The sequence below is a fragment of the Pedobacter sp. B4-66 genome (genome assembly GCF_018492665.1).
GTDB lineage: Bacteria > Bacteroidota > Bacteroidia > Sphingobacteriales > Sphingobacteriaceae > Pedobacter.
Map to the genome: position 1 here is coordinate 633,603 of NZ_JAFVME010000001.1, position 13,447 is coordinate 647,049.

12 protein-coding genes are annotated in these 13,447 nt (G+C 37.8%); 1 reads left to right on the forward strand and 11 read right to left on the reverse strand.

What is annotated here, in order from left to right:
* Window positions 1–26: 26 nt before the first annotated feature.
* The 6 genes from dnaN to J1905_RS02630 all read right to left on the reverse strand — a co-directional run bounded on the left by dnaN (window position 27) and on the right by J1905_RS02630 (window position 5,700).
* Complete coding sequence (dnaN, locus tag J1905_RS02605; RefSeq protein ID WP_173092622.1) at window positions 27–1,151, reverse strand: DNA polymerase III subunit beta; 1,125 nt, start codon at window positions 1,149–1,151, stop codon at window positions 27–29.
* A gap of 34 nt (window positions 1,152–1,185) precedes the next feature.
* Window positions 1,186–2,844: a gliding motility-associated ABC transporter substrate-binding protein GldG gene (gldG, locus tag J1905_RS02610; protein ID WP_350027960.1), complete on the reverse strand. Its 1,659-nt coding sequence runs from the start codon at window positions 2,842–2,844 to the stop codon at window positions 1,186–1,188.
* Between the two features lie 17 nt (window positions 2,845–2,861).
* The gene (gene gldF / locus J1905_RS02615; RefSeq protein WP_214225599.1) at window positions 2,862–3,590 is read right to left on the reverse strand and encodes a gliding motility-associated ABC transporter permease subunit GldF; all 729 of its coding nucleotides are present in this window, start codon (window positions 3,588–3,590) and stop codon (window positions 2,862–2,864) included.
* 10 nt (window positions 3,591–3,600) lie between these two features.
* Window positions 3,601–4,122, reverse strand: a complete 522-nt coding sequence (locus tag J1905_RS02620; RefSeq protein ID WP_214225600.1) for an outer membrane beta-barrel protein — start codon at window positions 4,120–4,122, stop codon at window positions 3,601–3,603.
* A gap of 101 nt (window positions 4,123–4,223) precedes the next feature.
* On the reverse strand, window positions 4,224–4,763 hold the full coding sequence (locus tag J1905_RS02625) for an outer membrane beta-barrel protein (protein WP_214225601.1): 540 nt from the start codon (window positions 4,761–4,763) through the stop codon (window positions 4,224–4,226).
* Between the two features lie 229 nt (window positions 4,764–4,992).
* Entirely contained in the window at window positions 4,993–5,700 is a 708-nt protein-coding gene (locus tag J1905_RS02630) for an ATP-binding cassette domain-containing protein (RefSeq protein WP_214225602.1), read from the reverse strand.
* Window positions 5,701–5,805: 105 nt separating this feature from the next.
* Between J1905_RS02630 and J1905_RS02635 the strand changes: the two genes are divergently transcribed.
* On the forward strand, window positions 5,806–7,287 hold the full coding sequence (locus J1905_RS02635; RefSeq protein ID WP_214225603.1) for a glycine--tRNA ligase: 1,482 nt from the start codon (window positions 5,806–5,808) through the stop codon (window positions 7,285–7,287).
* Window positions 7,288–7,330: 43 nt separating this feature from the next.
* On the opposite strand, the gene J1905_RS02640 is transcribed toward J1905_RS02635, so the two are convergent.
* The 5 genes from J1905_RS02640 to J1905_RS02660 are packed head-to-tail and all read right to left on the reverse strand — an operon-like array spanning window position 7,331 to window position 13,268.
* Window positions 7,331–8,077 (reverse strand): succinate dehydrogenase/fumarate reductase iron-sulfur subunit, encoded by a 747-nt coding sequence (locus J1905_RS02640; protein WP_214225604.1) that lies wholly within the window; start codon window positions 8,075–8,077, stop codon window positions 7,331–7,333.
* A gap of 8 nt (window positions 8,078–8,085) precedes the next feature.
* Window positions 8,086–10,002 (reverse strand): fumarate reductase/succinate dehydrogenase flavoprotein subunit, encoded by a 1,917-nt coding sequence (locus J1905_RS02645; RefSeq protein WP_214225606.1) that lies wholly within the window; start codon window positions 10,000–10,002, stop codon window positions 8,086–8,088.
* Window positions 9,993–10,676 (reverse strand): succinate dehydrogenase cytochrome b subunit, encoded by a 684-nt coding sequence (locus tag J1905_RS02650; RefSeq protein ID WP_214225607.1) that lies wholly within the window; start codon window positions 10,674–10,676, stop codon window positions 9,993–9,995. The genes J1905_RS02645 and J1905_RS02650 overlap by 10 nt, the downstream gene beginning before the upstream one ends.
* 10 nt (window positions 10,677–10,686) lie before the next feature.
* Window positions 10,687–12,117: an anion permease gene (locus tag J1905_RS02655; RefSeq protein ID WP_173092648.1), complete on the reverse strand. Its 1,431-nt coding sequence runs from the start codon at window positions 12,115–12,117 to the stop codon at window positions 10,687–10,689.
* A 32-nt stretch (window positions 12,118–12,149) separates the two neighbouring features.
* A complete protein-coding gene (locus J1905_RS02660; RefSeq protein ID WP_214225608.1) occupies window positions 12,150–13,268 on the reverse strand; it encodes a porin in 1,119 nt (372 codons plus the stop codon).
* Window positions 13,269–13,447: the final 179 nt, after the last annotated feature.

Here is a 13,447-nt window from a genome sequence, read left to right on the forward strand (position 1 = left end):
AGCCATTACAAATATTTAAATGAGTATTAATTATAATTATTTAACATTACCGGCATAACCAGCATCAAAACATCTTCGTTCTCATCATTGGTTTGTGGAATTAACAAACCTGCACGATTTGGTGTTGAAAGTTCTAATGTAACTTCCTCTCCACTCAAATTACTTAACATTTCGATCAAGAAACGTGCGTTAAATCCAATCTCCAAATCTTCACCTTCATACTGACAGCTTAAACGCTCATGAGCTTCATTAGCAAAATCTAAATCCTCAGAAGAAATGTTTAATTCGCTTCCATTGATTTTTAATCTCACCTGGTGAGTTGTTTTATTAGCAAAAATAACTACCCGACGTAGTGTATTCAAGAATAAAGCTCTATCAATCACCAATTTATTAGGATTATTAGCAGGAATAACCGCTTCGTAATCCGGATAACGCTCATCGATTAAACGACAAACAAGGTTTATATTTTCAAATTTAAAGAAAGCACTTGTTGCATTGTAATCAACAGAAACATTCACATCTGTTGAAGGTAAAGCTGCTTTCAATAAAGTTAATGCCTTTTTAGGAAGGATAAAAGAAGACGACTTATCGGCCTTGCTATCCATACGTCTGTATCTTACCAATTTATGAGCATCAGTTGCAACAAAAGTGATATGTTCTTCAGACAATTGACAGAAAACACCAGTCATTGCCGGTCTCAACTCGTCATTACTTACCGCAAAAATAGTTTTGGTAATTGCCTCTGTTAATACCGATGCAGGTAAATTTACTGATGAAGCATTTTCAACTACAGGTATTTTTGGAAAATCATCTCCATTTTCGCCACTTAGTTTATATTTACCATCTCCGGCGCTTATCTCAATAGAGAATGAAGCATCATCAATGTTAAAAGAAATAGGCTGATCTGGTAACGTTTTTAAAGTATCTAACAATATTCTTGCAGGTACAGCTACTTTACCACCCTCTTTAGATTCAACAGCCAAAGAAGTGGTCATGCTGGTTTGTAAGTCCGTTGCAGATATAGTTAAATTTCCGTCTTTAATTTCAAATAAGAAATTTTCCAATATAGGCAAAACAGTACTGCTGCTCGAAGCACCATTTACTGTTTGCAAATGTTTTAATAACGTTGATGTGGATACAATAAATCTCATAGTATGATCTTGTCAGTTCTCAAAAATATAAAAATTACCTTGCATACTTATGCTTGCGGTAATAATGTTGAAAAATCGCGAACGATATTAACAATAGTAAAGGAAAAACAACATTAATTAGCTGCCATTGCAACTTTTCGGTACGCAAACGCACCTTATCCAACAGCCTGATCTTAACTTCTTTATTACGTAAAGCGATCAAATTGTCGTCATTAGATAAAAAGTCTGCAATATTTAATAACAATGCCTTATTTCCGTAGTTTCTTTCTGTATATCTGTCAAATCCCAATGGAAAAACAGAACCATCTCTCGCACTTATCTGATTTTTGAAGATATCTCCGTCTCCAATCACAATCATTTTAGTCGGCTTGCTTTCCGCAGGAAGGTTATACGGCTCAGTAATTCCGACAGGTACAGACCTATTCAGAAAAACTGATGGAAATTTACCTTCTATAAGCACCCCAACAGTTTGGGGAGTACTCGCATATTCACGCGGATTGGGTTGTTCTGCAACCATTTGCAGAGAAAGCATTTTAGGTGTATTATGCACTTTATTGTAAGCCGAAGTTTGCAAGATCACCTTTTTACTAAGCCCTTTCACTCCTATAGTATCAACAGTACTTACAAACTCACTCCTTATTCCATCAATATTTTTCACAAGGTTATTTGAAGTATCAGGCATCAGTATTGGATAAAACACCCAAGGTGCCATCTGAATTTGCCCCTGCTGACCGCCCATACTTAAAGGAATTTCAGCACAATTGGCATCGGCAACAAGGTTATAATTAACTCTTGCGCCATACATAAACAGCATGTCATCAAGGTTTAGTTTTTTATTAAATGCCAGCTGCTCACCTGCACCTCTTAAACTATCCAAACTGGCACTAACCTGATCAATAGACCAAACTGCCCTACCCCCATTCATTACAAAATAATTGATCTTGTATTTTTCAGCTTCCGTAAATTCCTTTTCCGGCTTGGCAATAACTAATACTTTCAATTTATCTAATCCGGTCTTATCAATCTGATTCAGATTTACTCTACCGACATCATAACTCTCCGACAAAGTTTTTATCGCATCACTCAAAAACAAGTCGGAAAGCTCTCCATTTCCTTCAGTAAAACCTATCCTTGGATGCTGACCGCTTAGTACCTTTTGAATTGCTGAGGTAAATATGTACTCAAGGTTCTGAATGGAATTATTGATGTTCTCTTCGTAATTACCCGAAGCATCCAGATTTTGCAATAATTTAACCGATTGCTGATGGTCATTACCTTCAACAATTGCCATCGGAAATATAGTTTTCTGTGCAAATCCGTTATCATTCTTAATATTTAGGGTAGTAGGTTCTATCCCTATTTGATACAAATGATTAGTAACAGTATCCTGCTCAGCTCCCGATAATCCTGATATCGGATCAACAAACTCGATGTTAATATCTGTACCTGAATATGCTTTATAATCGGCCAACAGATCTTTTGTTGCATTTCTTAGCCGTTTAAAAGCAGCCGGTAAATCCCCATCCAAAAAGACGGTAATAGTTATTGGTTTTGTTGCCTCTTTTAAAATCACTTTAGACTTAGAAGTAAGTGTAAAACGCTTCTCTTTCGTAAAATCTATTCTAGTAAAAATGTATTGTGCTACTATGTTCAGCAATACTAATCCGATTACAAAAGTCAGTAATCTTACCATTTTATTCTCCCTCAGCTTTACCATTTCCGACCTCCTATTACCAGTTTAGTAATACCCAAAAAGAACAGTACAAAAGTGATGAAATAAATAAGGTCACGGGTATCTAAAACGCCCCTGCTTATAGATTGATAATGCTCGTTTATACTTAAGCCCAGAAAAACAGTTTCCAGATAGCGCATAGCGAAGATTTTACTTAAAGCATCAAAGCCGCTGTAAGCTATAAAACAGATAAATACTGCCACAGCAAAGGCAATAACCTGGTTTTTAGTAATTGACGAAGCAAATATTCCAATCGCTACAAATGAACTTCCTAACAGCACTAACCCTAAATAAGACCCGATTACTGCACCTGTATCAATATTTCCAACTGGCATCCCCAGTTTATAAATAGAGTAATAATAGATCAATGTTGGCATTAATGAAAACAACACCAACACGAAACATGCAAAATACTTAGCCAAAATGATCTGCCAATCGGTTAAAGGGCGCGATGCCAGTAAAACGTAAGTACCTTCACGTCTTTCCTCGGCAAATGAACGCATAGTAATTGCAGGAATAAGAAACATAAACAGAAACGGTGCAAGACTAAAAAAGCCTGTCAGTTCAGCATAACCATATTCCAATATAGAGGTATCGGGAAAAAACCAAAGCAATAATCCCGAAGCCAATAAAAACACACCAATGGTTATGTAAGCCATTAATGAGTTTAACAAGCTGAATAATTCTCTTTTAAAAACTGCGTACATTAATTTGCTTTTAAAAATTATAGCCGGCCCTTATGCCAATAAACGATGTTGTACCTGTATTTTTAGTCCAGCTTTCATATCTGGCTCCTATATCTAACGATCCATTACTCGACACCGGAATTTCGAAACCCAAACCTGGAGTATAAATAAAGGAAGCACCGCTTCCACCAGTCGTAGCAATGTATGAACCTACCTCGGCTGTTCCATATATATTTTGAGTAAGGAAATACCTCGCGCCAACTTTAATTGGTATAAAGCTTTGCATGTATTTCAATGTACCTATCGTCTGTTTGCCATTAAATTTAATATACCCTACATTTCCTGTAATGTTTAGTGATGTGGATACCGGATGTTGATAAAGTATTGAACCTCCTACCCCATAATTTGCAAAATCTCCGAAATCGCCAATGGGCAAACCTACATCAAAACCTATCCCCAATCTTGGTTCAGCAACCTGAGTGCTTGATTGCGCATAGGCACTGGCAAATAAGAAAAGCATAGCTAAAACAGTAGAGAAGAATATTTTTTTCATTAGTTAAATTTCAATGAGCTGCAATATTATAAAATATACCCATGATAACAAAAAAGGGCTTCCAATAGGAAGCCCTTTTAACTCTTTTCGGTAAATATTAATTACAAACCAAAGTTATATGCTAATCTAAGTCCAATGAAAGAACTAGTATGCGAATCAGCTGACCATCCTTCATAACGTCCACCCAATTCGATAGCTCCGCCATCAGAAACCGGGAACTCTATACCAATACCAGGAGCATAAGCAAAAGCCGTTTTTCCACCTGATTCAGTAGAGAAAGCAGCACCAAGTTCGCCACCTATATAAAAGTTCTCAGCCACAAAGTATCTTGCACCTGCTTTAACTGGTACATACCCAGCATTACCACCTTTATACGTTACACCAGCAATATCAAAATCTTTACCTTTAAAATTTAAATAACCAGCACTACCCGTTAAATTTAAGTTTGCTGCAATAGGATGTTGATACAACAATGAACCACCATAACCTAATTTACTTACATCACCAAAATCACCCATTGGAAATGCAAACTCAGCTCCAATACCTAACTTTGGACCTGTCATCGCAACATCTTTTTGAGCTTTAACGCTTGAAAATGCAAAAATGCCTGCGATTGCTGTTAGTAAAAATACTTTTTTCATTTCTGTTTAATTTAAATTGTATAATTAATTATATAACTTTTACCCTAAGACACAAAAACTTGGCCAATAGTTACAAAGAATAAAACCATACAGTAAATAATTATTAACAAAAGCAACCTTCTGAAAAACAAAATATTAGAAAAAATAGCACTTATTACGATTCTAATAAACACAAACCTTTTTAACCAAACCGACAGATAATTCAGTTATTAACAACTGACTTATCTTATTAAGAAGTCAATTTTCTAAAAATATCCTCTAGTGATGAAGATTGGTGTTGCCTTTTAAGTTCAGTAATTTCAGCATTTGCTACAATTTTTCCTTTATTAAGGATGATAACTTCATCGCAAACTGCTTCAACTTCTTGCATAATATGGGTTGAAAGGATCACTGTTTTGTCTTTTCCCAATTTCTTTATGAGCTCTCTAATGTCGGTTAACTGATTAGGATCCAATCCTGATGTAGGCTCGTCAAGTATTAAAATCTCAGGATTATGAATAATCGCCTGTGCCAAACCTACCCGTTGCTTATAGCCTTTAGAAAGCATATTTATCTTTTTATGCTGCTCGGCAGTTAAACCAACAGCTTCAATAGTTTCTTTAACTTTTTGTTCCGGATTTTGTAATTTATAAGTATTCGCAACAAACAATAAAAACTCCTTTACATACATATCGGTATATAAAGGAGTATTTTCAGGCAGATAACCTATAATGCGCCTAACTTCGATACTTTGAGTCTGAGAATCAAATCCACACAATTGAGCTGAACCTGAAGTAGGCTTAAGATAACCGGTAAGCATGCGCATGGTGGTAGACTTACCAGCCCCATTAGGGCCCAAAAAGCCTAATATCTTACCTGGCTTAGCTTCAAAGCTAACTTCATCGACAGCCTTTTGCTTATCGTAATATTTAGACAAATACTGTACTTTAATGCTCAATTTATTTAATTTTTACGTTTGCGGGAGAGATCATTTTCAAAAGTAGAAAAAACACCACTGCATTCATGGAAACCATTAAAATATTTTATCTAAGTTTGCATCATTATGGCAAAAAACACTAACGACGAGCAATTTAAAAATGTAATATCACACGCCAAGGAATATGGTTTTGTATTCCAAAGCAGCGAAATTTATGATGGACTAAGTGCTGTATATGATTACGGGCAGTTAGGAGCAGAATTAAAAAACAACATCAAAACATATTGGTGGAAAGCCATGGTACAAATGCATGAAAACATTGTAGGTATTGATTCTGCAATATTTATGCATCCAAAAATATGGAAAGCAAGTGGTCACGTTGACGGCTTTAACGATCCAATGATCGATAATAAAGACTCAAAAAAACGTTACCGTGCTGATCAGTTATTAGAAGATAAGATTGCCCGTTACGAAAAAGACGGCAAAACAGATAAAGCTGCAAAGCTGCAAGCTGATATGGATGAGGCCTTAAAAGCTGAAAACCTACAGGAATTAAAAACACTAATTGAACAACACGAAATTGCCTGCCCTGTAAGCGGAACTAAGAACTGGACTGATGTACGTCAGTTTAACCTAATGTTTAGCACCCAGTTTGGTGCCATGGCCGAAGGAGCAGAAGAGATATATTTACGTCCTGAAACTGCCCAGGGTATCTTTGTAAACTTCCTTAATGTTCAAAAATCAGGAAGAATGAAGATTCCTTTTGGAATTGCACAAATAGGAAAAGCTTTCAGAAATGAAGTAATTGCCCGTCAGTTCATCATGCGTATGCGTGAGTTTGAACAAATGGAAATGCAATTCTTTGTACGCCCTGGAGAAGATGAAAAATGGTTCACTTATTGGAAAGAAGCTCGTTTAAAATGGCATCTGGCTTTAGGTACATCTGCGGAAAAATACAGATACCATGACCATGTTAAACTTGCTCACTATGCCAATGCAGCTACTGACATTGAATTTGAATTCCCATTTGGCTTTAAAGAAGTAGAAGGTATTCACAGTCGTACCGATTTCGATCTTTCTCAACATCAGGAATTCTCTGGCAAGAAAATGCAATATTTCGACAATGACCTTAACGAGGAAGGAAAACCATATGGCAACTACGTTCCTTATGTAATCGAGACTTCAATTGGTTTAGATCGTATGTTCTTATTAACCATGATCAATGCTTTTGAAGAGCAGGATTTGAGTGAGGGAGAAAAACAAGATAGCAGAACATTGTTACGCTTACATCCTTGCCTTGCTCCTGTTAAAGTAGCAATTTTCCCACTTACTAAAAAAGATGGTTTACCGGAAAAAGCAAGAGAAATCATGAACAGCTTAAAGCTGGATTTCAACTGCGTATACGAAGAGAAAGATGCTATTGGTAAACGTTACCGCAGACAAGATGCCATTGGTACTCCTTTCTGCTTAACAATTGACCACCAGACATTGGAAGACAATACTGTAACCATCCGTCATCGTGATACAATGGAACAGCAACGTATTGAAATTAAAGATCTTCAATCATTAATTGAAAGCAAAACAAGCTGGAAAAACTTGTTAAGATAAAAATAAGAAAAGGGGGCACTGTATATGAAGTGAACCCCTTTTCCTATTTTTTCAAAACACTACTCAGCGAGTACTCCCAGTTCATTCTTGCAATATTAAGAACTGAAATCTGTTGCGGGCACTCTACCTCACAGGCCTCCGTATTACTACAGTGACCAAAATTCTCATCGTCCATTTGCTTCACCATAGATAGCACTCTTTTCCTCGATTCCATTTTTCCTTGTGGCAGTTTTGCCAAATGAGAAATTTTAGCCGAGGTAAATAGAGCCGCGCTAGAATTCTTACAAGTCGCAACGCACGCTCCACATCCTATGCAAGCTGCAGAATCAAATGCCGACTCGGCCTGTTCGTGAGTAATAGGGATTCCATTAGCTTCCGGTGCCTGACCAGTATTTACTGAAACAAAACCACCAGCCATAATAATCCTGTCAAAAGCAGATCGATCAACCCTTAAATCTCTTTTTATCGGAAAAGCAACTGCTCTAAAAGGCTCTACATATATGGTATCACCATCTTTAAACTCACGCATATGAAGCTGACAGGTAGTAAGATTTGCTATTGGGCCATGTGCCTGTCCATTGATCATCATTCCACACTGGCCGCAAATCCCCTCCCGACAATCATGATCAAATTCTACAGGTCGGTCTCCTTTTAAAATCAGCTGCTCATTAAGAGTATCCATCATCTCCAGAAAGGACATATGTGGAATCACATTATCAAGTTCATAATCTACCAGTTTACCTTCGCTGGCAGCATCACTTTGTCTCCAAATTTTTAGATATAACTTCATAAGCCGATTTATTTATAGCTTCTTACCGCCAGTTCAACATTTTCAAATTGTAGTGGTTCAGGAATCAATAGCTCCTCCTGTCCTTCTCCCTGCCATTTCCAGGCAGACACAAAACAGAACTTTTCATCGTTCCTTAAAGCCTCTCCTTCAGGAGTTTGATATTCTTCTCTAAAATGGGCACCACAAGATTCCTCACGAGTTAAAGCATCCTGACACATCAAGTCTGCCACTTCAAGATAATCGCCAATGCGGCCTGCTTTTTCCAGCTCCCCATTCATTTCATCCTCTCCACCAGGAACTTTGAGGTCGTTGTAGAAGTCTTCTCTTAACTTTTTTATTTCAGCTATGGCATGAATTAACCCTTCTTTACTTCTTGATAAGCCACAATAATCATACAGTAGCTTACCTAAAGTTTTATGATAGTAATCGGCAGTTTTGTTTCCATTAATAGCCAATAGCTTGCCTAAATGGGCACGAACCTGAACCTCGGCGTCAACAAATGCCTGATGATCTGTTGGTAACCTTTCAGATTTAATTTCACCGGCCAGATAATTCGAAATCGTATAGGGTGCAATAAAATAACCATCAACGCATGCTTGTAGTAATGAATTAGCGCCTAACCTGTTAGCTCCATGATCAGCAAAATTGGCTTCACCAAGTGCGAACAATCCAGGAATAGTAGTCATCAATTCATAATCAATCCACAATCCTCCCATAGAAAAATGAGCGGCCGGAGAAATCATCATCGGCTCTACATAAGCATCAGTGGCCGTAATTTTACGATACATATCAAACAAGTTCCCATACTTCTCTTTTATACGCCCCTTACCTTGCTCTTTAATGGCTTTAGAAAAATCAAGATAAACAGCGTTTCTTTGAGGCCCAACCCCAAAACCTGCATCTATTCGCTCCTTTGCAGCTCTCGAAGAAATATCACGTGGAGCAAGATTACCAAAAGCAGGATATCTTCTTTCCAAATAATAATCACGTTCTGTTTCCGGAATATCATTTGGCTTCCTGTTTTCCGAAGGCTTTAGCGGCACCCAAATCCTACCATCATTCCGCAGCGACTCAGACATTAGCGTGAGTTTAGATTGATAATCTCCAGACTGAGGTAATGATGTAGGATGTACCTGCGTCCAACTTGGGCAAGCCATTAATGCGCCTTTTTTATGAGCGCGCCATATGGCAGAAGCATTACATCCCATTGCAAGAGTAGACAGATAATAGATCTTCCCAAAACCACCGGTTGCTAAAATCACAGCATGTGCACTATGCCTTTCAATTTCTCCCGTATCCAGATTTCGCACAACAATACCTCTTGCCTTTCCATCAATCACCACTAAATCCAACATTTCATGCCTTGTGTAAAGCTTTATGGTCTTAGCAGCTACCTGTCGCATTAGTGCCTGATAGGAACCTAAAAGCAACTGTTGCCCTGTTTGTCCCCTCGCATAAAAAGTTCGGCTTACCTGTACCCCACCAAATGATCTATTATTTAAATAACCTCCATATTCTCTGCCAAAAGGAACACCCTGAGCAACTGCCTGATCTATTAACTGAGCCGAACATTCGGCCAGTCTATAAACATTGGCTTCGCGCGATCTAAAGTCGCCTCCCTTAATTGTATCATAGAACATGCGATAAATACTATCTCCATCATTCTTATAGTTCTTTGCCGCGTTTACACCTCCTTGTGCAGCTACTGAGTGTGCCCGCCTTGCAGAGTCCTGAAAACAGAAGGATTTAACGTTATATCCCATTTCAGCTAATGATGCAGCGGCGGCACTACCTGCCAATCCCGTTCCAACCACAATGATGTCCATTTTTTTTCTGTTGGCAGGATTAACCAGCTTAGCGTGGTCTTTATAGAAACTCCATTTATCCTTTAATGGCCCCGGTGGTATTTTAGCATTCAGTTCCATAAAACATGTTGAGTTAAGTAAATATAAACTGGAATAATAGCAAAACCAATGGTAATTATATAGCTATAGCCTGTACCAAAAACCCGTACCCACGAAACATATTTAGGATGATACAGACCCAGCGATCTTGCTGCACTATAAAAACCATGTAATAGGTGATAGCCCAGTGCAAACATGGATAACACATAGAACAACACATACCACCAATCCTGATATGCAGCAATCACTATTGCATACAGATCTTTATGTCCATTTTCATCTTTTGGCAAACTTCCAAACTTGTACTGATACCAAAAATCCTTGAAATGAAAGACTAAAAATATCAGGATCAATGTACCTAGAATCCCCATATTTCTTGAGTACCATTTACTAGCCTTCCCCCTGTTATCTACCACATATTTTCCTGCTGTTTTATTATTTTTAAGTGTAATTACCAATGCATCCAGGCAATGAATAATAATAGATGCATAAAGAACATAAGAAATAATCTTTATAAAAATATTGCCCGAGAGTAACTGAGAATAGCCATTAAAACTCTGCTTTGCCTGTTCGGCAGGCAATAATAATTGCAAATTCCCAAGCAAATGAATGACAAGAAAAAAGCACAGGAATAATCCCGTAAGCGCCATCAGTGTTTTTCGCATCAGCGTAGATGCTCCGTTTTTATTATCCATAAGCCTTAAATTAATATAAGCCAATAACTTTCCACCAGAGCCCACCAATTCCCATCCAGATCAGAAGAAAAACTATACTTAACACAAATCCCTTCGACCACCAATCTTTCACATCAACAAAGGTGCTTCCAAAAAATACCGGTGCCGGGCCATGTCCATAGTGTGTTAGCGTTCCGAAAATACCACCACAAAAACCCAGAGATAAAGCAAGCAACATTGGCGGAATTCCAATCGTGATACCTACACCAAGCAAAGCGGCATACATAGATGCCACATGAGCTGTTGCACTTGCAAACATATAATGGCTGTAAAAGTAAACAAGAACGATAATCGGAAAAGCCATTGTCCAACTCAGCCCTCCTATTTTTACCCTTACCAGCTCACTAAACCACGGAATCAGGCCAAGAGAATTTAGCGAACTTCCCATCATTACCAGTGCAGAGAACCATACAATCGTATCCCAGGCGCCCTTTTCACTTTTCACATCTTCCCAGGTTAAAACCTGAGATAACAACAAGAATACCAAACCAATAAAGGCAGTCGTCGTGGCGTCAATTTTAAAAATATCGCCTGTAATCCATAAAAACAGCAATACAACGAAGGCAATTAACATCAACCATTCATTACGTGTAACGGCTCCCATTTCCTTCAATTTCTCAGAAGCCATTTTTGGCGCTCCACCTGTCGATTTAATTTCGGGAGGATAGATTTTGTACAGGATATATGGTACTAAGATTAAAGAGATTATTCCCGGAATAATGGCTGCCCACATCCAGGACATCCATGTGATATCAATGCCAAGATCTGCCGCAAATTTCTGGCACATAGGATTACTCGCTGTACCTGTTAGAAACATTGATGACGTAATGAGGTTGATATTATAACAACTTAAAGTTAAATACCCTCCCAGTTTACGGTGTGTTTCAGGTTCTTCAGGAACGGACCCAAAATTAAGGGCCATAGATTTCATAATGGGATAAATAATACCCCCACCTCTGGCGGTATTACTTGGAATTGCGGGTGCCAATACCAGATCTGCCAATCCCAAACCATATCCTAAGCCCAATGAGCTTTTGCCAAACACTCTGATAAAAAGATAAGCTATTCTGCTTCCGAGGCCTGTTTTAATAAAACCTCTGGCTATGAAAAATGAAATGCCAATTAACCAGATAACCTTATCTCCAAAGCTACTCAGTGCCATTGAGATTGATTTACCGGGATTTCCAGGAGCCAATACTCCTGTTAAAGCTACCAGCGCAATGGCAATCATTGACATTGTGCCCATAGATGCCGCTTTTAGAATAATACCTAAAATGGTTGCCAAAAAAATAGCCAGTAAATGCCATGCTTCTGGTTTAACACCATCGGGCACTGGCAGAAACCAGATTAACAACCCAAAAGCTAATGTAGCCAACATCATTTTGTAGTTGATTTCTTTCATAATTTAAAGAGTTATAGCGTGTATTAGATATTTTAAAATCTCGCTTGCACCTGGCAAATGATCCTATTGGTATTGTACTGCGTTGTATTAGGAATATTTCTTTCGTATCTGTCCATTAGCAATCCAAGTTGAACTCTAATGGCATAGGCCTCAGCAAAAGCTGCACTTATCATAGGAACATAACTTTGTCTGGAATTTCCTGCCTGCTTAAAATCTGAATCCAGATACTCATACCGCATGGCAAACTCCAGACTTTTAAGTCGCGCATTTTTAATGTTGTAAGCCACATTTGGCAGTACATAGATACCACGCATTGCATACTCACTTACCGGAATAACAGGTTTTTCCTGACCGAAGAAAGCCACACTGTTTATACCTTGCTTGTATTCTGAAACAAGTTCTACACCCCATCGCTCATTAAGCTGTTTCTTATAATCGATATCTGCTCCATAGGCCCATATTTTTTGTCCCATGTTTTTACCAACACCACCACTCGCACCCAATTGAAAAGTTTTACTTAAACCAACAACAATACGGGCAGGAATTATTTTACCATCGTCATTATCGCTTACCTGATTTCGGTTGTTACCATTAAAAATACCTACGTAATACTTTACAGGAATATCTGAATTTTTGATTTCACCAAAATAAGTTGCTCCAATCTGAAAACTCTGCCAACTGTTTGACCCAAATAAATAGTATTGATTAGAATAGTCGATAGAACGAACAAAATCAACCGGATAGTTATCCTCCTGACCAAATTGAGGTCTGAATTGGCCGAACTGAAAATTTACATAATCATTAACACTATATTTAATATAAGCGTTTTCGAGTACCTTATTCTGAGGATTTCCAGTAAAATCTCCAAAATTGACCAGAATAACGGCATTAATACGATCGTTGATTGTTGCATTTACTTGTAAACGCGCCCGCTTCACAGAAAAAGAATTACGAGAAAAATGCTCATCACCGATATGATGTAAACCAGTAATGTCAATATCCTGATTGAGCGAATAATTGAACTGGGTTTGCAACATTCCTGAAAAATTGATCTTAGCTTTTTCAGAAACCGGAACGTTTATTCCTTGTGCTTTTATTAAAACGGGGCTGAAAAACAAAAAGACAGCGATAATCTTAGAACTACATTTCATAGGCATGATTGATGTAAATGTTTCCGTTAAAGCAAATTAATCAAAAATAAACGCTAAAAAAAATGTTAAGAGTTATTCTTTTTAATAATCTGTATCACTTTATTACAAAGGGATTCATTTTATGTTCAATGGCCAAACCTTGGACCTGAATAAGTGATATTCTCACCAGCCCATAAATA